Source organism: Thermovenabulum gondwanense, from assembly GCF_001601575.1.
GTDB classification, from domain to species: domain Bacteria; phylum Bacillota; class Thermosediminibacteria; order Thermosediminibacterales; family Thermosediminibacteraceae; genus Thermovenabulum; species Thermovenabulum gondwanense.
The window spans coordinates 1-20,965 of sequence record NZ_LOHZ01000040.1 but is presented as its reverse complement, the minus strand read 5'-3'; the positions used below and the strand labels follow the sequence as shown (position 1 = coordinate 20,965).

24 protein-coding genes and 1 tRNA gene are annotated in these 20,965 nt (G+C 37.6%); 22 read left to right on the top strand and 3 right to left on the bottom strand.

Going from position 1 to position 20,965, the window contains the following annotated elements; genetic code table 11:
- Window positions 1–20 precede the first annotated feature (20 nt).
- Window positions 21–1,298 carry an Rne/Rng family ribonuclease gene (locus tag ATZ99_RS09165; protein WP_068748936.1) on the top strand — a complete coding sequence of 426 codons (1,278 nt, stop codon included), beginning with the start codon at window positions 21–23 and terminating at the stop codon, window positions 1,296–1,298.
- A gap of 141 nt (window positions 1,299–1,439) precedes the next feature.
- Here the strand turns inward: ATZ99_RS09165 and ATZ99_RS09160 are convergent, their stop codons facing one another.
- The 3 genes from ATZ99_RS09160 to ATZ99_RS11880 form a co-directional block, all read right to left on the bottom strand.
- Entirely contained in the window at window positions 1,440–1,811 is a 372-nt protein-coding gene (locus tag ATZ99_RS09160) for a hypothetical protein (RefSeq protein WP_068748935.1), read from the bottom strand.
- A 97-nt stretch (window positions 1,812–1,908) separates the two neighbouring features.
- The gene (locus tag ATZ99_RS09155; protein WP_068748934.1) at window positions 1,909–2,118 is read right to left on the bottom strand and encodes a hypothetical protein; all 210 of its coding nucleotides are present in this window, start codon (window positions 2,116–2,118) and stop codon (window positions 1,909–1,911) included.
- On the bottom strand, window positions 2,115–2,255 hold the full coding sequence (locus ATZ99_RS11880) for a hypothetical protein (protein ID WP_157074747.1): 141 nt from the start codon (window positions 2,253–2,255) through the stop codon (window positions 2,115–2,117). The genes ATZ99_RS09155 and ATZ99_RS11880 overlap by 4 nt, the downstream gene beginning before the upstream one ends.
- Window positions 2,256–2,394: 139 nt before the next feature.
- Here ATZ99_RS11880 and ATZ99_RS09150 point away from each other — a divergent pair, with 139 nt between their 5' ends.
- From ATZ99_RS09150 to ATZ99_RS09050, 21 genes are all read left to right on the top strand, one after another.
- Complete coding sequence (locus ATZ99_RS09150) at window positions 2,395–2,895, top strand: cell wall hydrolase (RefSeq protein WP_245641359.1); 501 nt, start codon at window positions 2,395–2,397, stop codon at window positions 2,893–2,895.
- A 13-nt stretch (window positions 2,896–2,908) separates the two neighbouring features.
- Window positions 2,909–4,258, top strand: a complete 1,350-nt coding sequence (gene ypeB / locus ATZ99_RS09145) for a germination protein YpeB (RefSeq protein WP_068748932.1) — start codon at window positions 2,909–2,911, stop codon at window positions 4,256–4,258.
- 66 nt (window positions 4,259–4,324) lie between these two features.
- Window positions 4,325–4,564: a hypothetical protein gene (locus ATZ99_RS09140; protein WP_068748931.1), complete on the top strand. Its 240-nt coding sequence runs from the start codon at window positions 4,325–4,327 to the stop codon at window positions 4,562–4,564.
- A gap of 161 nt (window positions 4,565–4,725) precedes the next feature.
- Complete coding sequence (gene rplU, locus ATZ99_RS09135; RefSeq protein ID WP_068748930.1) at window positions 4,726–5,037, top strand: 50S ribosomal protein L21; 312 nt, start codon at window positions 4,726–4,728, stop codon at window positions 5,035–5,037.
- A gap of 3 nt (window positions 5,038–5,040) precedes the next feature.
- Window positions 5,041–5,376: a ribosomal-processing cysteine protease Prp gene (locus ATZ99_RS09130; RefSeq protein WP_068748929.1), complete on the top strand. Its 336-nt coding sequence runs from the start codon at window positions 5,041–5,043 to the stop codon at window positions 5,374–5,376.
- 16 nt (window positions 5,377–5,392) lie between these two features.
- Window positions 5,393–5,677 carry a 50S ribosomal protein L27 gene (gene rpmA / locus ATZ99_RS09125; RefSeq protein ID WP_068748928.1) on the top strand — a complete coding sequence of 95 codons (285 nt, stop codon included), beginning with the start codon at window positions 5,393–5,395 and terminating at the stop codon, window positions 5,675–5,677.
- Between the two features lie 145 nt (window positions 5,678–5,822).
- Window positions 5,823–6,317: a Spo0B domain-containing protein gene (locus tag ATZ99_RS11930; protein ID WP_068748927.1), complete on the top strand. Its 495-nt coding sequence runs from the start codon at window positions 5,823–5,825 to the stop codon at window positions 6,315–6,317.
- 40 nt (window positions 6,318–6,357) lie between these two features.
- Window positions 6,358–7,635, top strand: a complete 1,278-nt coding sequence (gene obgE, locus ATZ99_RS09115) for a GTPase ObgE (protein ID WP_068748926.1) — start codon at window positions 6,358–6,360, stop codon at window positions 7,633–7,635.
- A 14-nt stretch (window positions 7,636–7,649) separates the two neighbouring features.
- Window positions 7,650–8,264 carry a nicotinate-nucleotide adenylyltransferase gene (gene nadD, locus ATZ99_RS09110; RefSeq protein WP_157074749.1) on the top strand — a complete coding sequence of 205 codons (615 nt, stop codon included), beginning with the start codon at window positions 7,650–7,652 and terminating at the stop codon, window positions 8,262–8,264.
- 7 nt (window positions 8,265–8,271) lie between these two features.
- Window positions 8,272–8,862, top strand: coding sequence for a bis(5'-nucleosyl)-tetraphosphatase (symmetrical) YqeK (yqeK, locus tag ATZ99_RS09105; RefSeq protein WP_068748925.1), 591 nt, complete (start codon window positions 8,272–8,274; stop codon window positions 8,860–8,862).
- Window positions 8,859–10,037, top strand: a complete 1,179-nt coding sequence (locus tag ATZ99_RS09100; RefSeq protein WP_068748924.1) for an LCP family protein — start codon at window positions 8,859–8,861, stop codon at window positions 10,035–10,037. The genes yqeK and ATZ99_RS09100 overlap by 4 nt, the downstream gene beginning before the upstream one ends.
- A 40-nt stretch (window positions 10,038–10,077) precedes the next feature.
- Window positions 10,078–10,455 carry a ribosome silencing factor gene (gene rsfS / locus ATZ99_RS09095; RefSeq protein ID WP_068748923.1) on the top strand — a complete coding sequence of 126 codons (378 nt, stop codon included), beginning with the start codon at window positions 10,078–10,080 and terminating at the stop codon, window positions 10,453–10,455.
- Window positions 10,456–10,705: 250 nt separating this feature from the next.
- Window positions 10,706–13,153 (top strand): leucine--tRNA ligase, encoded by a 2,448-nt coding sequence (leuS, locus tag ATZ99_RS09090; protein ID WP_068748922.1) that lies wholly within the window; start codon window positions 10,706–10,708, stop codon window positions 13,151–13,153.
- Between the two features lie 185 nt (window positions 13,154–13,338).
- On the top strand, window positions 13,339–14,250 hold the full coding sequence (locus tag ATZ99_RS09085; protein ID WP_068748921.1) for a LysR family transcriptional regulator: 912 nt from the start codon (window positions 13,339–13,341) through the stop codon (window positions 14,248–14,250).
- A gap of 25 nt (window positions 14,251–14,275) precedes the next feature.
- Window positions 14,276–15,028, top strand: coding sequence for an ABC transporter ATP-binding protein (locus ATZ99_RS09080; RefSeq protein ID WP_068748920.1), 753 nt, complete (start codon window positions 14,276–14,278; stop codon window positions 15,026–15,028).
- Window positions 15,003–15,926 (top strand): SufB/SufD family protein, encoded by a 924-nt coding sequence (locus ATZ99_RS09075; protein ID WP_068748919.1) that lies wholly within the window; start codon window positions 15,003–15,005, stop codon window positions 15,924–15,926. Before ATZ99_RS09080 ends, ATZ99_RS09075 begins: the two co-directional genes overlap by 26 nt.
- Entirely contained in the window at window positions 15,923–16,501 is a 579-nt protein-coding gene (locus ATZ99_RS09070) for a ComEA family DNA-binding protein (protein ID WP_068748918.1), read from the top strand. The genes ATZ99_RS09075 and ATZ99_RS09070 overlap by 4 nt, the downstream gene beginning before the upstream one ends.
- 18 nt (window positions 16,502–16,519) lie before the next feature.
- The gene (selA, locus tag ATZ99_RS09065) at window positions 16,520–17,938 is read left to right on the top strand and encodes an L-seryl-tRNA(Sec) selenium transferase (protein WP_245641358.1); all 1,419 of its coding nucleotides are present in this window, start codon (window positions 16,520–16,522) and stop codon (window positions 17,936–17,938) included.
- Entirely contained in the window at window positions 17,926–19,848 is a 1,923-nt protein-coding gene (gene selB, locus ATZ99_RS09060; protein ID WP_068748916.1) for a selenocysteine-specific translation elongation factor, read from the top strand. Before selA ends, selB begins: the two co-directional genes overlap by 13 nt.
- Before the next feature lie 39 nt (window positions 19,849–19,887).
- Window positions 19,888–19,982: transfer RNA gene (locus tag ATZ99_RS09055), tRNA-Sec, on the top strand.
- Between the two features lie 202 nt (window positions 19,983–20,184).
- Window positions 20,185–20,965 (top strand): aminotransferase class III-fold pyridoxal phosphate-dependent enzyme (locus ATZ99_RS09050; RefSeq protein WP_157074746.1); only part of this gene is annotated, 781 nt, incomplete at its 3' end.

Below are 20,965 nucleotides of genomic sequence, written 5' to 3'. Positions count from 1 at the left end.
GCGGATGGGGAGTTGAAGATATGTCAAAGGAAATTGTGGCTGACATTGGTCAGGAAATGATAAAAGTTGGAGTAATTGAAGACGGAGAGCTTGTAGAACTGTATATTGAAAAGCGTTTGAGTGAAAGTGCGGTAGGAAATATATACAAGGGAAAAGTGGCGAATGTACTGAAAGGGATGCAAGCAGCTTTTGTAAATATTGGACTTGAAAAGAATGCTTTTTTGTATTTTGGCGACATAAAAAGGGATAATTTAGATGATGGAGAAATTATCGAAAGGATGGATGTTGTTTCGATAAGCGATTTACTGAAGCCCGGTCAGGATGTGGTGGTCCAGGTTACTAAAGACCCGATGGGTACCAAGGGTGCCAGGGTTACTACAAATATAAGTATTGCGGGTAGATTTTTAGTTTTAATGCCAATGGTAGATAGCATTGGAATTTCAAGAAAAATTGAGGATGAAACAGAAAGAGAAAGATTAAAAAAACTGGTTAATGAAATAAAAAAACAACCTTACGGTGCAATTATCAGGACCGCTGCTGAAGGTTGTACAAAGGAAGAATTAGAAGAGGACTGGGACAATCTTACAAGATTGTGGGAAGATATAAAAAAAAGGTCTAAAGATTTAAAAAGCCCATCTTTAATTTACAAAGAAATGGACTTTTTGTTGAGGATTGCCAGAGACATATTCACTGCAGATGTAGAAAAATTTCATGTTAATGAAAAAGAAGCCTGGGAAAGACTGAAAGAATATTTCAAAAACATATCTCCGAAATTTGAAGAAAAAATAGTTTTTTATGAAAACAGGCTGGAACTTTTCAAATACTTCAATATGGAAAAGGAAATTGAGAAAGCTTTATCGAGAAAGGTCTGGTTAAAATCCGGTGGGTACATTGTTATTGATAAGACGGAGGCATTAACGGTAATTGATGTAAATACGGGGAAATACATAGGCAGTATTGATTTGGAAAATACGGTACTGACCACAAATCTTGAAGCAGCCAGAGAAATTGCGAGGCAAATAAGGCTAAGGGATATTGGCGGAATTATTATTATCGATTTTATAGACATGGCTTCCGAAGAACACAAAAAAAAGGTACTGGAGTATTTAAATATGCTTTTTAAAAAAGATAGAAACAAAACGCAGATTCTGGACATTACGGCTCTTGGTCTTGTGGAGGTAACAAGAAAAAAAATCAGGCAGAGCATAGATGAAATTCTCGGGAATACCTGCCCCTATTGCGACGGGAACGGCAAAATAATTTACTATGGTAACAAAAATTCACCTCGCTGCATATGATGTTATTAGCAAAAAGGCGAGGAGGGAATTTCATGGATAGGAAAGCATTTGTGATATTCTTGATTCTCATTTTGCTCCTCTTGGGAGATAATTTCTAAAGAATAAAGAAGGGCCGATTAGTCGGCCCTTCTTTATTCTTTCTTATTCTTTCTTATTTTCACCGTCATTTTTTGGATTCTTATTTTCCCCCGGGTTATCGGAAGAAAGGGCTTTCATAAGATTGAGTAATAAAGCCGGGTTTATTTTTTTATCCTGCCCACCCTGGGACTGACCGCCTCCCGAGAGGTTATTTAAAAGCATGCCGGCTAAATCTTTAATATCCAAGGAGCTTCTGGGGCTTTTTACCTCAATTCTAAAGTCCTGGTTGTTCATAAAACTAATAATACCGAGTAGATTGGTTAAAGCAATTAAGCTTATAATCTCATTCAAACTATACCCCCTCTTACCCTGGATTACATCTAATACAAGGCTTGTGAGATTTATCCCGTAATTTTCGTTTTCATTGTTCTGCAAGGCTTTTCCCCCCAAAGAATGGATTGCTCATATAATGTTTATGCAGAACTTAATGCAAATAGAATCGAAAAACAAAAATAGGGCAGGATGCCCTATTTCATCCATTTTTGCTTTCTTCTTTTTCATCAATCATGGAAAGAAGACTTGTTAAAGCCTGTATATTTATAGGTACATCGGGTTCTTCGGGCTTGAAAACATTTAATACCACAGTTACCAATTCAAGCATTTCCTGGGCCTTGGGCTCCAGGAAGGGTTTTAAAGCCTGCAGGAGATTTAATTGCTCATCTTTGATATTCAGTATTCTCAAAGGGATCCCTCCATTTTAACCGTTTTCCTTAAAAAGCCTGCAGTTTCAAAGGATTTTAATAAAAGGATCAATATTAAAAATAACATGAAGGGATTTGGATTCCTGGATTTATTTTTTTCCTTGCCGGTATCTTCCATTTATTGATCACCCTTTACCTTTTTCTTTAAAACCTTCTAAAAATATAATATGTTTGTTTTATGGTAAAAGGTGAGAATAAATTTACAACATTGTAAGAAAAATAATTAAAGAACAACACATTGATAGGGGGAGATGCCGGTGAGAACAAATAAACTCTTACTTCTGTTAATATCCTTCTCTTTGGTAGCTGGTATACTTTCTTATTATTTTTTGGTTTATAAAAACGAAAACAGCGTTTTTTCAAAAGAAACGTTGTCAGAAAAAAGTGCACTGGTAACGGCAAGAAGCAGTGATTACGTGCTTTTGGCTCGATTAGTTTCCGGTGAGGCAAGAGGCGAGCCTTATACCGGACAGGTGGGGGTAGCCGCTGTTGTGATAAACCGGGTAAAAAGCCCCAAGTTTCCAAATTCCATACCCGGGGTTATTTTTCAACCCAGGGCGTTCGAATCGGTCTCTAATGGGCAAATATGGGCTGCCTATCCCTCAAGGACAAACTTTAATGCAGCAAGGGATGCTCTAAACGGTTTTGATCCTACCTATGGAAGTTTATTTTTCTGGAACCCTTCAAAGAGAGTAAGTCCCTGGATTTGGACAAGACAGATTATTGTTCAAATAGGAAGGCACGTATTTGGAAGGTAAGGAGTGATTTTTTGTGAGAAAATATTTGCCTTGGGCGGCTGGAATTTTTTTGGCATTGCTTTTCTTAGGCGTATTTTTTATAATGCAGGGCAGGGTAACCGAGGCTCAAAATTTACTGGAAGCAAGTTACCAAAAGGGTTTTTTTAATTTGCTGGATCAGGTTAATAATTTAAATTTACTTTTATCAAAAAGCATGGTAACTTCATCAAACCAGCAGAGAATCGTGACTTTTTTAAGCATCTGGCACCAGGCGGAAAGCGCAAGAGAAAGCATTGCTTCCCTCCCGCTGGGCAACAGAGATTTGACTTATACTCAAAAATATTTTGCGCAAATGGGGGATTTTGCATATTCCCTGGCCAAAAAATCGTTAAACGGGATGGAGATAAAAAAGGAAGAATGGGACAAAGTACAAAAGTTCAGGGATACCGTTCAGGAACTGAACAAAAAGCTCAGGGAATTACAGGATGATGTAGCGAAAGGCAAGATTAATTGGGAAGGCAGGAGGTTTTCCCTTGGAATTAGCAAGAATTTAACTTCGGGAATGGCAGATAAAATTCTAAAATTGGATCAAAAGTTAAAGGAAGAAGCACCGTCGATAACCTATGACGGACCTTTTTCTGATCATGTGGAAAATATAGTTCCAAAAGGCTTAACAGGAGAAATGATAAACAGCGAAGAGGCGATAAGAATTGCAGGTAATTTCATTGACAATCCTCAAAATATAAAATACCAGATATCCTTGTATGGAACCGCTAAAGGTAACATACCTGCATATTCTTTGAGCTTTGCCAAGCCGGGACAAAATAGCCCTGCAATTTTAATGGATGTAAGCCAGAAGGGCGGGCATGTAATTTGGTTTTTAAATACAAGAGAAATAGGGGCTTCAAAGCTTACCATTCAGGATGCCGTAAATAAAGGCAGGGCTTTTTTGGAGAAAAGAGGATTTAAAGATTTTGAGGCAACGGGTTCTCTGATGGAAGATGGGACATGTGTAATAACCTTTGTAAAAAAACAGGGGGATATTATTATTTACCCTGATTTTATTAAAATTGAAATTGCTTTAGATAACGGCGAAGTAGTGGGATATGATGCTATCGGATATTATACAAATCATATGCAAAGAGTCATCCCCGCACCAAAACTCGGCAAAAATGATGTATTAAAAAGGGTAAGCCCCCGATTAAACGTTACCAGGATAAGAAAGGTAATTATCCCGGACCCCTCACTAAAAGAAAAGTTCTGCTATGAAGTGGATGCAAAACTGGGTAATGACAGATACTTTATTTATATCAACGCTTTAGATGGGACCGAAGAACAGATTTTGAAAGTAGTGGAAACCGAAAAAGGAACGATGACCATGTAGAAAAAGTAAATTATTTAATATTACAAGAATAAAATAGAAAAGAGAACTTTTAAGGGGGGTCCTATAGTGAAGGAAAACGATAAGTATAATCTCTTATATTTGCTCTTGATATCTAACATTATGGGAATAAGCGCTTTTTTCTCTAAAATTACTGCAACCGAATTAACATCGTCAAAAGAAAACTCAAAGGAAAAAGAAGAAAGAAGGGAAAGTGAACAAAAAATTATTAATTTGGAAGAAAAAAAAGAGGAAATACTGGAAAGAAAACAGGAAAAATTAAAACCCCTTGTATGGAGGTTTCCTTAAACAAGATTGCGGGCAAATCAAAAGGGGGTTTAAAGGGGAAGTTGACAAAGGGGAAAAAAGTTGCTAAAATAGGAACGTGGTTTTTCTGCGCCGGCCACCGCACGGGGCGGGTTCAAAATTTTTACCTGGCTCCGGCGAGAGTTTAAGGAGGAGGATGAAAAATGTACGCAATATTAGAGACCGGCGGTAAACAATATAAGGTCAGTGAGGGCGACGTTATTCGTATTGAAAAATTAAGTTTTGCCGAGGGAGAAACGGTAGAATTTGATAAGGTTTTGGCTATTTCAAAGGAAGAAGGACTTGTGGTAGGAAGGCCGTTTGTAGAGAATGCTAAGGTAAAGGCCACCGTATTAAAGCATGGTAAGGGCGAAAAAATAATTGTCTTTAAGTATAAGCCCAAGAAAAATTATAGAAAAAAGAAGGGACATCGCCAGCCTTTTACTGAAGTAAAGATTGAAAAAATAGAATTTTAATGTATGGTTGATATAACCATTTGGAAAGATTTAAAAGGGAATATCGCGGGGTTGGAAATCAAAGGCCATGCAGGTTATGCTGATTACGGCAGTGATATAGTTTGTGCTGCAGTTTCTGCATTGGCCGAAACTGCAATACTTGGTGTAAAAAAAATTGCAGCAGTTAATGCAAATACGGTAAAAAAGGAAGGTCTCGTCAGAATTGAGATTCCTGAGGTTTTGCCTGAAGAAAACAGATACAGGGTTAATATTATACTAAGGACAATTACGGCTGGGCTGGAAGATTTAGCAAAAACGTATCCCGAATATGTAAGACTCGTTTGCAGGGAGGAGAATTAGTAAGGAGGTGTTTTAAATGAACCTGCAATTATTTGCTCATAAAAAGGGTGTAGGTAGCACAAGGAACGGTAGAGACAGCGAATCAAAAAGACTTGGGGTAAAGAGATTTGATGGACAATTTGTCACTGCGGGCAGCGTTCTTGTAAGACAGCGCGGGACAAAGATTTATCCAGGAGAAAATGCCGGACTTGGTAGAGATTACACCATTTTTGCCAAGATTGATGGTTATGTAAAATTTGAGACAAAAGGAAAAGACAAAAAAGTTGTGAACGTTTACCCGGAACTTCAGCTCCTCGGCTAAGAGGAGCTTTATTTTTTATATACTTTGTGGTAAATTATATAAAGAAACTATAGGAAATTTAAGGAATAAAGGTGCCCAAAAATATAATGAATATTTCCTGAATAAATTTTCCTGCAGGTTACAATATCATGAAGGGAAGATATTCTTGAATATTTTTATATTTTGCGCAAACCTTTTATTGCTTTTTATTTTTTTATTCTTGTTGTTTTTATATTATAAAGAAAAGAAATTCTATAGACAGCTAATAGACAAGCTTATTTTTTTGATTAGATTGGTAAAGCACGATTTAAATAATGATTTTCAATTAATTTACGGTTACGCACAATTAAGTAAACCTCAAAAAATAATCGATTATATTAATTGCTGTAAAGAAAATTATAATTTTATTAGCAATTTAAAAATGGTCGGGGATGTGCGCCTACTTGATTGTTTGCTGGATATGTATTTTTTGGCTCAAAAAAACAGGGTCAGTATTTCCCTGGAAATAATTGAAGAGATGTATAAGGGCAAATTGGATAAAAAAGTTTATGAAGAAATAAAAAGCCGTGTCCAGCAAATTATCAATAATAAGGAATTGGACGAGGAAAAGAGAATTATCGTAACAATTGACAAAGGAAATATCGGCATAAGAGAGGAATGAAAGGGGAAAAATTTAAAAAAATACTTGTAGGGTGGTTAGCATGTTTGTGGATGTGGCAAAAATATACGTAAAAGGTGGAGACGGTGGCAACGGGGCAGTTGCTTTTAGAAGAGAAAAATATGTACCAAGAGGTGGTCCCAGCGGAGGGGATGGAGGCAAAGGAGGGGATGTGATCTTAGAGGTAGATCCAAACCTTTCAACCTTACAGGACTTTAAATATAAAGTTCATTATAAAGCGGAAAAAGGAGAACACGGTCAGGGATCCAATAAAGCTGGAAAAAACGGTGAAGACCTAATAATAAAAGTACCTCCCGGAACCATAGTTAAAGATATGCAAACCTCTGAGGTACTGGCGGATCTGGTGGAGCCTTATCAGAGGTTTGTTGTTGCTAAAGGAGGACGAGGCGGCAGGGGCAATGCCCGCTTTGTATCGTCGGTCAATCAGGCTCCGGATTTTGCAGAAAAAGGAGAGCCTGGAGAAGAAAAATGGATCCTTTTGGAACTAAAACTTTTAGCAGATGTAGGATTGATTGGATTCCCCAATGTGGGAAAATCTACTCTACTATCCAGAATCACGGCTGCGAAACCCAAGATTGCCGACTATCCTTTTACTACCCTTACCCCGAACCTTGGTGTCGTGGATATGGGTCCAGAGGGCAAAAGCTTTGTGGTTGCCGATATACCTGGTCTGATAGAAGGTGCTCATGAAGGGTTAGGACTGGGACATGAATTTTTACGCCATATTGAAAGGACAAAATTACTCGTCCATGTCCTTGACGGTTCCGGCTTTGAAATGGATCCAATAGAGGGTTTTTATAAGATTAACGAGGAATTAAAGAACTTCAGCATAAAACTTATAGAAAAACCGCAAATTGTAGCTGTAAATAAAATGGATTTAGAGGAATCCAGGGAAAATTTTCCTAAAATACTGGAAAGGCTTTCAAAAGAAGGATTTGAAGTTATTCCCATTTCAGGAGCCACCGGATTTGGTATTAAGGATTTGATAAATAAGATTGTGGAGTATTTAGAAAAGAGCGTAAAAGATAACGATAAATATAATATCGAAGAAGGAGTAAAAAAATACACTTATAAAAAAGAGGATGAAATATTAGTAGAAAAAGGCGGCAACGTATTTTATATAAAGGGAAAAGTGGTAGAAAGATTGGTAGCAATGACCGATTTAGAAAATGAATCCGCTGTAAAGAGATTGCAAAGGGTTTTTAAGAAAATGGGGATTGACGATATGCTGAAACAAAAAGGCATAAAAGAAGGGGATATTGTAAAAATCGGGGATGCGGAATTTTACTTTTTTGAATAATTGTGGGAGGGAACATTTTGACTAAAAAGAAAATTGGGCTTATGGGAGGCACCTTCGATCCCATTCATTACGGTCATCTGGTAGCTGCAGAGGAAGCAAGGATAAACTTTAATCTTTCAAAAGTAATATTTATACCTGCAGGAAATCCTCCTCATAAAAAGGATTATCCCGTTACCGATGCGGAGCACCGATACATTATGACTGCCCTTGCTGTGAACAGTAATCCTTTTTTTGAAGTATCGCGAGTAGAAATAGATAGAGAAGGATATACGTATACGGTAGATACTCTTAAATGGTTCAAAGAAAAATATAAAGATGCGGTAGAAATTTTTTTTATTTCGGGTGCCGATGCTATCTTAGATATACTTACCTGGAAAAAGGTAGAGGAAGTAATGAATTATTGCACCTTCATAGCCGCTACCAGGCCGGGATACACCAGCGAACAGTTGGAACGAAAGGTAAAGGAAGTCAAGGAAATATACGGGAAGGAAATCTTTGTTCTGGAAGTAACCGGAATGGCCATTTCTTCCACAGAGATAAGAAAAAAGGTTAAAAATGGTCAATCTATAAAATACCTGGTACCGGAGGCTGTTGAATATTATATTTTAAAATATAACCTTTACAGGTGAGTTGCCTATGCAATTAGATTTAGATTTATATAAACTGATATTGAAAAAAGAATTATCCCAAGAACGATATCTTCATTCTATTGGAGTAATGGAGACTGCAATAAACCTTGCAAGAAAGCATGGGGTTTCGGAATATAAAGCGGCAATTGCAGGGCTGCTCCATGACTGCGCTAAGGATATACCTGAAGAGGAACAGTTGAAATTAGCCCTTGAGTTTGGTATACTTTTAGATGAAATTACTTGTTTTGAAAGGGTTTTGCTGCACGGCCCCGTGGGTGCGAAATTAGCTGAAATAAAATTTGGTATAAAGGACAAAGAAATATTAAAGGCGATCGAAATTCATACTACCGGCGACGAAAATATGACATTACTTGATAAGATTATATACATTGCCGATTATATAGAACCCGGCAGAGATTTCCCCGGAGTGGAGGATATAAGGGATAAAACTTATGAGGATTTGGACGAAGGGGTCTTGATGGGGTTAAATTCGACCATAGTGTACGTTTTGAAAAAAAATTCACTTCTTCATCCAAGAACAATAGCTGCACGAAATATGCTTTTAAAAAACCGGAGGAATAAGAGGGGAGAAAAATGAAAAGGTACTTTAAGGTGTTTATTGCGATTATTTTATTTTTTGCGCTTTCTTTTGGAAGCGGTTTTTATTTTACCTATAGGAATTTATTGAGCAATCGAAATACTGAAGGGGAAGAAGATTCAGTTTTACAAGAGGCTGAAAAAAATGGCCATGTGAATATTTTACTTTTGGGACTTGATGCAGGTACCATTGGTGCCGATGAAAAGCATAATAGATACCGTTCCGATACAATGATGCTTTTTAGTTTGGATTTAAAGGATAAAAAGGTCAATGTGCTATCAATTCCGAGGGATACGAGGGTGGTTTTACCGGGGGAGGGATTCCAGAAGATAAATGCAGCTATGGCCTATGGAGGTCCTGACCTTGCGGTGGATGTGGTAAGCAAATTACTCAATGTCCCCGTTCATTATTACGTTACGGTAAATTATGAAGGTTTTAAAAAAATAGTCGATGCTATTGGCGGAATTGAAATAGAAATCGATCGGAGAATGAAATATGATGATAATGCGGGGAACCTTCATATAGATCTTAAACCGGGATTTCAGGTACTGGATGGAGAAAAAGCCGAGCAATTTGTAAGGTTCAGGCATTACCCGGAGGGAGACATAGCAAGAGTAAGAGCGCAGCAAAAATTCATAAAGGCTACTGCAAAAGCCTTACTCCAACCCGCAAATATACTGAAAATCCCCAGGCTAATTCAAATTGTACAGGAAAATGTGAAAACCGATATCAGCCCTGTAAACCTTGTTAAACTGGCTAATTTTGCAAGACAATTAAAAGAAGAAGATGTAGAAACTTATACCCTTCCCGGTACCGGGCAGTATATAGGGGGAGTAAGTTATTTTATACCTGAAGAGGAGAAAGTTAAGGAGCTGGTAAATGCTATATTTTACGATAAAAATGGAATAAAAGTAGCAGTTTTAAACGGAAGTGGATATTCGGGGGTTGCCAGCGAGATTGCAAAGAAATTGGAATCCATGGGATTTACCGTAGTAAAAGTTGCTAACGCGGATAGTTTCGACTATGACACTACCACCGTTTTATATCCTAAAGAAAAACCCGAGTATGCAAAGGAAATATCAAAAATATTGAATAATCCAATATTGAAAGAAGATGAAAATAATAACGACGATGTAGCTACGATTATTCTGGGAAAGGATATAAAGAATAATTAGTGACAATCAAGAAAATTACATTTGGAGGGAAAAAATAAAAATGACTTTTATTCCCGAACAGCTCGCACAAAAGGCAGCAAAAATCCTTGATGAAAAAAAAGCAAGGGATGTCGTTATTCTGGATATTAGTAGATTAACCGTACTGGCTGATTATTTTGTAATCGCTACTGGTTCTAATGCTATACATGTCAGAGCTTTAGCTGATGAATTGGAAGAAAAGCTTTCAGAGAGCGGTATTTTTCCCAAGGGTATAGAAGGTTACAATGAAGCAAGATGGATATTATTAGATTACGGAGATGTTATAGTTCATATTTTCAACGGTCCGGATAGGGAATATTATGATTTAGAGAGATTGTGGGCAGATGCTATTACCATCAATGTTGACAGCAAAAAGGATTTAACATATAATATTAGCTAAAAAATAATAATCGTGTATTTTTTGCGACAAGGAGTAGTAAAGGAAGCTTTCTCTTACAGAGACCGGAGGTGGGTGAGATTCCGGAGAGGAAGGCCTTGAACTCGCCTTGTCTTCACTGCCGGCAGGCGTTAAAATGCAAAGAGCGGGCTTTTGCCAATTAGGGTGGTACCGCGAGGAAAAGGCTTCTCGCCCCTAAAAGAGGGAGGAGCCTTTTTTATGTTTAACAAAGATATGAAAAAGGAGGTTTATTATGGTCTACGATTTTAAGAAGATCGAACAGAAATGGCAGAAAATCTGGGAAGAACAAAAGATTTATAAAGTTTATGAAGATACAAAAAAGCCCAAATACTATTGCTTGGAAATGTTTCCTTATCCCTCGGGGAAATTACATATGGGACATGTAAGAAATTATTCCATTGGCGACGTTGTGGCAAGGTACAAGAGAATGAACGGTTACAATGTCCTTCATCCCATGGGATGGGATGCCTTCGGTTTACCCGCGGAGAATGCAGCTATCAAGCATAAGATTCATCCGGCAAAATGGACATGGGATAATATAAACAATATGAAAAGGCAATTAAAAGAACTGGGTATTAGTTATGACTGGGATAGGGAAGTTGCTACCTGTCATCCCGATTACTATAAATGGACTCAATGGTTCTTCCTGAAATTGTATGAAATGGGTCTTGCATATCGAAAAAAGGCATATGTGAACTGGTGTCCCTCCTGTGCTACTGTTCTTGCTAATGAACAGGTGGTAGACGGCAAATGCGAGAGATGCGGTACCGAAGTGGGGAAGAAAAATCTTGAACAATGGTTTTTTAAAATAACCGAATATGCGGAGGAGTTGCTGGAAGACCTTAAAAAACTTCCGGGATGGCCTGAAAAAGTAAAAATAATGCAGCAAAACTGGATAGGAAAAAGCGAGGGGGTAGAGGTTTACTTTACTGCGGAAAAAACCAATGATAAGATAGCAGTTTTTACAACAAGGCCCGATACCATATTTGGCGTAACTTATTTGGTTCTTGCTCCGGAACATCCATTGGTAAACACACTATGTGAAGGGACTCCCTATGAAAAAGAAGTAAAAGAATTTCAGAAAAAAATGGAAAAATTAAACGAGATAACAAGAACCTCTACGGAAACGGAAAAAGAAGGTCTTTTTATAGGGGCTTATGCTATTAACCCGGTTAACAACGAGAGAATACCCATATGGATTGCAAACTATGTCCTTTTGGATTACGGAACGGGTGCGGTTATGGGTGTTCCTGCTCACGACCAGAGGGATTTCGAATTCGCTAAAAAATATAATTTGCCTATAAAATTAGTAATAAAGCCTGCTGAAGGCGATTGGAAAACGGAAGAGATGGAAAAAGCCTTTACGGATGAGGGTGTACTCATCAATTCGTGTACCTTTACCGGGATGCAGAGCGAAGAAGCTAAAAAGGAAATAGGTAAATTCATGGAACAAAGGGGAATCGGAAAAATCACGATAAATTACAAGTTAAGGGACTGGCTTATTTCGAGACAAAGGTACTGGGGGGCTCCCATTCCTATTATCTACTGCGAAAAATGCGGCATAGTGCCGGTTCCGGAAGAACAGTTGCCTATATTGCTTCCGGAAAATGTGGAATTTAACCCTAAGGGCACTTCACCACTACTTTTATGTGAGGAATTTTTAAATACCACCTGCCCCAAATGTAATAGCCCTGCCAAGAGGGAAACGGATACAATGGACACTTTTATGTGCTCCTCCTGGTATTACTATAGATACACCGACCCTAAAAACAGCGAAAAACCTTTTGATGAAACAAAATTGAAGTACTGGATGCCCGTAGACCAGTATATCGGTGGGGTAGAACATGCCATACTTCACCTTATGTATTCGAGGTTTTTCAATAAAGCAATGCGAGATGCCGGCCTTGTTCATGTAGATGAGCCTTTCACTAATTTATTGACCCAGGGGATGGTATTAAAAGATGGCGCAAAAATGTCAAAATCCCTTGGAAATATTGTAAGCCCTGAAGAAATAGTAGAAAAATACGGAGCGGATACAGCAAGACTCTTTATCCTTTTTGCCTCTCCACCTGAAAAGGACCTGGAATGGAGCGATCAGGGCGTGGAGGGCTGCTTCAGATTCCTTTCAAGGGTATGGCGGCTTGTTGAGGAACTCTCGGAAAAATTCGCAGAACCGGTGAAAAACGAGCACATCGATAAAAATGCACGCCGTTTAATCCATAAAACGATTAAAAAAGTTACGACAGATATCGAAGAAAGGTTTAATTTTAACACAGCAATAAGTGCAATAATGGAAATGGTGAACGGCATCAACTCTTTAAAGGAAGAAATTTCAGGGGATGTGGTAAAAGAAGCGGCAGAAAATTTACTGTTGATGCTGGCGCCTTTTGCCCCGCATATTACCGAGGAATTATGGGAAAGGATTGGGAACAAGGGGAGCATACATTTGATGTCCTGGCCCAAATACGATGAAAAAGCTATTTTAGAAGAAGAAGTGGAGGTAGTGGTTCAGGTTAACGGAAAAGTGAGGGCAAAAATACTCGTTCCTGCTGATATAACCGAAAAAGAGCTTGAATCCATGGCAATAAGCAATGAAAAAATATCTTCTTATTTACAAAATAAACAAATTATAAAAATTATTACCGTCCCGAACAAATTGGTAAATATTGTTGTAAAATGACGGGGTTGGGTTTTATCCCAACCTGTTTTTTTTCGCTTTTCTTGCTTAGTATGATAAAATTAATATTAATGAATTAAAAAATTTAAATCAAAGGTATATATTTTATCAAATATAAGGAATATGTGGTAAAATTAAATAGGTTTTAATTTTTTATAACTTAAAGTTATATTAAGGTGGTAATGAGAATGGAACTTTATGCTCTCTGGTTATTTCATAAGGTTGCCCAGAATATGAGTTTTACAAAAACTTCGGAAGAACTCCATATAAGTCAGCCTGCCATATCAAAACAAATAAAGAAATTAGAAGAAGAGCTGGGGCTGAAGTTAATCGAAAAATATGGTAAGAACATTTATCTCAGTAAAGATGGGCAGTTTATTTTCGAGTATACTAAAAAGATTTTTGCATTAATAGAAGAAATGGAGTCTCAAATACCTAAATTGAGAGAAAAAATGCTCGGACACATTAACATAGGGGCAAGCAATACTCCTGGTATTTATGTTCTGCCAAAGATCTTGGGGGAATTTAAAGGCAAGTATCCTGAAGTAAAAATCAACCTTCATATTGGAAATACTTATGAAATACAAAAACAGATTTTGATAGGGAGGCTTGATTTTGCTGTAATCGGAGGGGAAATTTCAGAAAAGGAAAGTGTGGAAATTGAGAGGCTGGTAGATGATTTTATGGTCCTCGTATGTTCTCCAACAAATAAGCTTGCTCTATTAAACTTTGTGGAAAGGAATCAATTAGTAGACCAGGATTTTATTACCCATGAACCTCATTCCAATCTCTATGAAATTGTAGAGGATATAATTAAAACAGATTTAAAAATTCCTCTGAATATAGGGTTAATGCTGGGGAGTATAGATGCGATAAAGAACGCCGTTTCGGCAAATTTAGGTATTTCTATTATGCCCTATATATCGGTAAAACAGGATATTGCACTGGGACATCTAAGATTATTAAACTGTGAAAATAAAGTCTGGAAGTATTCGTATAATCTTGTTTACCTGAAAAATCGCAGGTTACCGGTTCCTGCAAAAATATTACTTCAGATGATTCGGGAAAGGACCAGGGATGTGGTCCTGAATCATATTTAGCTTAACGAAAGGGGGATATTTTACATTGCTTAAAATTCAATCTCTTTATTTAGAAATGCCAAATGGGACGGGCAACGTAGAAATATTAAAAAATATTAATTTGAATCTGGAAAAAGGAAAATTTTATGCAATTACGGGCCCTAACGGAGGAGGAAAAACTTCCTTAGCCAAGACCATAATGGGGATTTATAGAAACACAAAGGGTTCCGTAATATTGGACGAAGAGGACATTACCTACTATAGCATCACGGACAGGGCAAATAAAGGAATAAGTTATGCATTTCAATATCCGGCAAGATTTAAAGGCCTTACTGTAAGTGATATATTAAAAGTAGCTGCGAAGGACGCAGGTCATAAAGATTTTAAAAAATTATTGAAAGCGGTAGGATTGTGCCCGGAAGAATATTTGGAAAGGCAATGCGATTCAAGCCTATCCGGAGGAGAGATAAAAAGGATTGAATTGGCCACCGTCCTATTAAAGCCTTCCAAAGTGGTAATTTACGATGAACCGGAAGCAGGGGTGGATTTATGGAGCTTTGAAGGTATTTTAAGGCTAATTAAAGACCACCATAGCAAAGATATAATTACAATTGTAATTACCCATCATGAAAGGGTGCTATCCATAGCCGATGAAATAATTTTAATGTCCGATGGGGAAATAAAAGAAATGGGTCAGAGAGATAAAATGTTAGATCTTTTGAAATACAAATTCCGCTGTGATTTCTGGCAAAACTGCGAGGAGGGGGAAAAGGATGACATTAGATGCTTTAGATCGTGAGTTATTAAAGACCATAGCCGATCTTCACGATATACCATCAGGAGCTGTTAATATACGAAAGGATGGACAGGGCATTGAAAGAAAATCTACAAAGAATATTACGATAGAACCCAAACAAGATAAGTCAGGTATAAATATTTACGTGGCACCCAATACAAGAAACGAAGCAGTACATTTTCCCGTTTTGTTGACATTATCCGGTATTACCGATGTGGTATACAATACCATTGAGATCGGGGAGAATTCCGATGTAATTTTAATTGCAGGTTGCGGAATTCATAATCCGGGTTCTAAAAAATCACAGCATGATGGTATTCACGAGATAAGAGTAAAAAAAGGAGCAAAAATGAAATACATCGAAAAACATTTCGGAGGAGGAGAGGGTAAGGGAGAAAGGGTTTTAAACCCCAAAACCGTCCTGGTTTTAGAAGAAAATTCCATTGCGGAAATGGAACTGACCCAGCTTAAAGGAGTTGACAGCACAGTAAGAGTAACCGATGCAATAGTAAAAAAAGGGGGAAAATTAGTAATTACGGAGAGACTTTTAACTCATGGTGATCAGGAAGCCATTTCAAAAATAAACATAATTCTTGAGGGAGAAGGTGCAAGTGCAGAGGTAATATCCAGGTCGGTAGCCAAGGAAAATTCCAAACAGATTTTTAAACCGGAAATTATTGCACGAGCAAAATCCAGGGGACATGTGGTATGTGACTCTATAATAATGGAGAACGGTAAAATAAGCTCTTCCCCAGCAATTTCTGCGGAACACCCCGATGCAGAACTTACCCATGAAGCTGCAATAGGAAAGATTGCTCAGGACCAGCTTCTAAAACTTATGACCCTGGGGCTCTCCGAAGATGAAGCAGTGGATGTAATACTGAGGGGCTTTTTAAAATGATGGGGGAAAAATTCAATTTATCAAAAAGAGAAAAGATTTTAGTATTAATAATTTTAGTATTAGTATTCTTGCTCGTTTTCTTTTTTAAAAATATGGCCGGACAGGAAGAAGTGGCTTTTAAATTAGAGGGTGCCGAGAATTTAAAAGATCCGGAGATAATGGAAAAGGAGATTTTCGTATATATCACCGGTGCCGTCAAAAACCCCGGTGTATATAAATTAAGGGATGGAGACCGGGTAAAAGATTTGGTGGAAATTGCCGGGGGATTAGATGAAAATGCTGATTTGCTTAGCGTAAATCTTGCCAAAAAATTAACCGATGAGGAAAAAATACACATTCCTAGGGTGGACGAAAGCGGCTCCGAAAAGTCTGTAAAGGATGGCAGAATTAATATTAATACTGCGGATGAGACCGAACTGGATAAACTGCCGGGTATAGGACCTTCGCTGGCTAAAAGGATTATTGATTATAGAAATACTCATGGTCCTTTTAAAAAAATAGATGAAATAAAAAATGTAGCCGGTATCGGAGATAAAAAATTTCAAGACATAAAGGATTTAATAAAAACCGAATAAATTTAGGAGTGGATGGATTTGAGTCTAAATGATACCTTAAGGAAGCTTCCAAAAATAGGAGATTTGATAGAAAGGCCTGAAATAAGGGAATTAGTTTACATTCATGGGAAAAAAGTGGTTTTGAAAGCCGCAAGAGAAGCTGTAAACGAATTGAGAGGGCATCTAATCCTATTGGAAACTTCCCAACCTTTGAAAGAAACATTAACGGAAGAAAATCTAATAAAGGAAGCGATAAAAATTATTGTTGAGAAATTAGAAGAATATAAGTCTTTCAGTTTAAAAAAGGTGATAAATGCTACTGGTGTAGTACTGCATACAAATTTGGGAAGGGCTCCCCTGCCGAAAGAGGTGTTAGAAAATATAAATAATATAGCTTCCGGCTATTCAAATTTAGAATTTGACCTGGATGAAGGGGAAAGAGGGGAAAGGTATTCACATGTAAAGAATCTTTTAATGGAACTTACCGGTGCTGAAGATGCGATGGTGGTAAATAATAATGCCGGAGCGGTACTTCTTTGCCTTTCTGCACTTTCTAAAGGCAAAGAAGTGATTGTATCCCGGGGAGAGTTAATTGAAATAGGCGGGAGTTTCAGGATACCCGATGTAATGCTCCAGAGCGGAGCAAAACTTGTGGAAGTGGGGACTACAAATAAAACTCATTTATACGATTATGAAAGGGCAATTAATGAAAATACATCCCTTTTAATGAAAGTACATACGAGCAATTACAGGATTATCGGATTTACTTCCGGCGTAGAAAGGCATGAATTAAAAAAACTGGCGGAAAAATATAATTTGGTTTTTATGGAAGATCTGGGCAGTGGCGTTTTAGTCGATCTAAGAAAATACGGGATTCCCTATGAACCCACAGTACAGGATTCTGTTAAGGCGGGAGTTGATGTGGTTACCTTCAGCGGAGATAAACTTCTGGGAGGGCCTCAAGCGGGGATTATTGTAGGTCGAAGGGAAATAATTGAAAAAGTTAAAAAACACCCTTTAAATAGGGCATTGAGAATCGATAAGCTTACCCTTGCATCAATGGAAGCAATATTAAAAATATATTTGGAAGGAAATATTGAAAGAATCCCGGTGATAAAAATGATTTCAAAGGATTTAGAAACCTTGAAAAGGGATGCGGAAAAATTGGCAGAAGGTTTAAACTCTATTTTGAAAGAAAAGGGTAGTGCCGTGATTCTTGATGACCTTTCGGAAGTTGGAGGGGGTTCCCTTCCTGGCGTTCAGATGCCTACGAAAGTAGTTGCCTTAAGGGTTTGCGGTTTGGAACCCGAAGAAATTTCGAAAAAATTAAGGTCGGCCAAGATTCCCGTTATAGGTCGCATCAATAAAAATGAATATTTACTTGATGTAAGAACGATGAACGAGGAGGATATTTTTTACACTATCGATATGGTGGGGAAGATAATATGGGAAATATAATTATCGGCACTGCAGGGCATATTGATCATGGTAAGACTACCTTGATAAAGGCTTTAACGGGGATTGATACCGATAGGTTAAAGGAAGAAAAAGAGAGAGGAATTACTATTGATTTGGGGTTTGCACATTTTACCCTTCCGAATGGCAAAAAAGTGGGAATAGTTGATGTGCCGGGTCACGAAAAGTTTGTTAAAAATATGCTGGCAGGAGTAGGAGGCATAGATCTTGTTCTCCTTGTAATAGCGGCTGATGAGGGAATAATGCCTCAAACTAAGGAACATTTGAACATATTAGAACTACTAAATACAAAAAAAGGTATAATTGTTATTACCAAAAAAGACCTGGTGGATAATGAATGGCTGGAAATGGTTGTGGAAGAGGTAAAAGAAACGGTAAAAACGAGCTTTCTAAAGGATTCTCCTATTATACCGGTTTCTTCAAAGACGGGGGAAGGTTTGGATTTACTTGTGCAAAAGATCCAGGAGATGACTCAACAGGAATTTGAAAAAGATCTATATTCTCCTTTCAGGTTGCCGGTTGACAGGGTTTTTACTATTCCGGGGATTGGCACAATAGTTACGGGTAGTTTGATTTGCGGATGTGTATCGGTAGGAGATGCCGTTGAGATCTACCCCAAAAAGATAAAAAGCAAAGTAAGATCAATCGAGGTGCACGGAGAAAGCAGGGAAAAAGCTTTTGCTGGACAGCGAACGGCAATTAACCTGGTGGATGTAAAACCCGACGATATAAAAAGAGGAGATGTAATTTCCATACCGGGCTCGATGCAACCGGTAGAAAAAGCAGTAATTAATGTTAAACTTTTGGAAGATGCGGAAAAATCTTTAAAAAACAGGGAACGGGTCAGGTTTCACGCGGGAACCGGGGAGTACCTGGGGAGAATATCTATTATAAACAGGGAAGAAATTTTGCCCGGGGAACGGGCCTTTGCTGTTATACACTTTGAAGAAGCTGTTCCCGTGACATATGAAGATTATTTTGTAATAAGAAGGTATTCTCCTGTACATACCATCGGAGGGGGCAAGGTAATTTTTGTAAATCCTGCTAAAATTAAAAAGGAAAAAATAGATATTGCAGTAAAAGGTTTGGAAAAAATTGCAAATGGGGGAATAAAAGAATTTATATTGGTTTATTTATCGCTTTTCGGGAAACCCGTTACTTCAATTGCGGATCTCTTCCCCTACCTTGGGAAAAATTATGAAACAATAAGATCTGCGGTCGATTCCCTTGTAAAAGATAATTCAGTCGTCTTTTTAAAATCCGGTAATGAAGAAATATTGTGCGACATGGATTATTATGATAATTTAACAGAAAAGGCAAAAGAGATAGTAGAAGCTTATCATCTTAAAAACCCTTTTAGTGAAGGAATTTTAAAAGAAGAACTAAAAAGCAGATTAGGTCTTGAGTCTAAGGTATTCGAGTTGTTTTTATCAAAGTGGGTTCAGGAAGGCTATTTTGAGGGCAGTGGAAAGTACCTGAAAAGGAAAGGATATAAGATAGTCCTGAATGAGAAAGAGGAACAAATGAAAGACAAGCTGCTTAAAATTTATGAGGAGAAAGGATGGACACCACCTGCGGTAGAAGAGGTGGTACAGCTTTTAAAGGACTTTGAAGAGGAAAAAATAAAATCAATATTAAATTACCTCGTCTTAGAAGGCAGTCTTATTAAATTAAATGATGAAATTTATATGCATAAAACCTGGGTGGAAAAAGCAAAAGAATTATTAAAAAATCATTTTCAAAAAAACAAAGAAATTTCCGTGTCCCAATTCAGGGATATGCTAAATACATCGAGAAAATACGCTTTGCCGATTCTGGAGTATTTTGATGGCATTTACTTTACCAGAAGAATAAAAGATGTAAGAATACCCGGAAGCAGAATTTCTGATTAGAAGTTTACTTTGAGGAATTTTTCTGATATAATGGGATGCGGGAGTAGATAGGTCCTGGTGGGCCTTCTGGTCTTCAAAACCAGCATCGGGGGCAAAACCTCCGAGGTGGGTTCGATTCCCACATACTCCCGCCAGTTACGTAAAATATAAATTATATAAAGATAATATGCCTGTGATTAAGCTATTCATGCTTAATTATGGGCATTTTTTATTATGTTTTTTCAGATAAATTAAGGGAAATTAAAATGGCACAAAAATTGCAATAAATTACACAATATGAAATTTTATTTAAATCATGTAAAATTAAAATTTCAAACATTTGAAGGAGGTTTTTATATGCTTTCACCTCACGATGTAATTCCAACCCTTGAAAAGTATATTTTGGTGGATGGCTTTCCCATTGTAATTGATTTAGAAAAATCTTACGGTAGCTACATTGTGGACGCTAAGGATGGAACCGATTACTTGGACTTTTATACCTTCTTTGCCTCATCACCACTGGGCTTAAATCATCCAAAACTTGCCAACGAGGAATTTAAAGAGAGAGTCTTCAGAGCTGCTGTCAATAAAGTGGCCAATTCGGATATATATACGGTGGAAATGGCTCAGTTTGTAAAAACCTTTATGGAAGTTGCCGCACCGGAAAATTTTATTCACCTTTTCTTAATCGATTACGGCACCCTGGCGGTAGAAAACGCATTAAAGGTCGCTATGGACTGGAAGGTAAGGAAAAACATTGATAAAGGTTATAAAGAAAGCGCTCAGAAGGGAACCAAGGTTATACACTTTAAGGAGGCCTTTCACGGAAGGTCGGGTTATGCCCTTTCCCTTACTAACACGGCAGATCCGAGGAAATATATGTATTTTACGAAATTTAACGATTGGCCCAGGATAACAAATCCCAAGATTGTTTGGCCTTTAGAAAAGCACTTAGATGAAGTGAAAAGGGCGGAAAATGAGGCAATAAACCAGATTAAAAAAGCTATTGCTGAAAACCCCGATGATATATGTGCGATAATAATTGAAACCATCCAGGGTGAGGGAGGGGACAACCATTTCAGGCCGGAGTTTTTCAGGGCACTTAGGGAGATATGCGATGAGAATGAGATAATGCTAA

Coding starts and splice junctions, on each gene's coding strand:
- ATZ99_RS09165 (WP_068748936.1), top strand. CDS start 21: ATGTCAAAGGAAATTGTGGCTGACATTGGTCAGGAAATGATAAAAGTT.
- ATZ99_RS11880 (WP_157074747.1), bottom strand. CDS start 2,255: ATGGAAGATACCGGCAAGGAAAAAAATAAATCCAGGAATCCAAATCCC.
- rplU (WP_068748930.1), top strand. CDS start 4,726: ATGTACGCAATATTAGAGACCGGCGGTAAACAATATAAGGTCAGTGAG.
- ATZ99_RS09130 (WP_068748929.1), top strand. CDS start 5,041: ATGGTTGATATAACCATTTGGAAAGATTTAAAAGGGAATATCGCGGGG.
- rpmA (WP_068748928.1), top strand. CDS start 5,393: ATGAACCTGCAATTATTTGCTCATAAAAAGGGTGTAGGTAGCACAAGG.
- obgE (WP_068748926.1), top strand. CDS start 6,358: ATGTTTGTGGATGTGGCAAAAATATACGTAAAAGGTGGAGACGGTGGC.
- yqeK (WP_068748925.1), top strand. CDS start 8,272: ATGCAATTAGATTTAGATTTATATAAACTGATATTGAAAAAAGAATTA.
- ATZ99_RS09100 (WP_068748924.1), top strand. CDS start 8,859: ATGAAAAGGTACTTTAAGGTGTTTATTGCGATTATTTTATTTTTTGCG.
- rsfS (WP_068748923.1), top strand. CDS start 10,078: ATGACTTTTATTCCCGAACAGCTCGCACAAAAGGCAGCAAAAATCCTT.
- leuS (WP_068748922.1), top strand. CDS start 10,706: ATGGTCTACGATTTTAAGAAGATCGAACAGAAATGGCAGAAAATCTGG.
- ATZ99_RS09085 (WP_068748921.1), top strand. CDS start 13,339: ATGGAACTTTATGCTCTCTGGTTATTTCATAAGGTTGCCCAGAATATG.
- ATZ99_RS09075 (WP_068748919.1), top strand. CDS start 15,003: ATGACATTAGATGCTTTAGATCGTGAGTTATTAAAGACCATAGCCGAT.
- ATZ99_RS09070 (WP_068748918.1), top strand. CDS start 15,923: ATGATGGGGGAAAAATTCAATTTATCAAAAAGAGAAAAGATTTTAGTA.
- selB (WP_068748916.1), top strand. CDS start 17,926: ATGGGAAATATAATTATCGGCACTGCAGGGCATATTGATCATGGTAAG.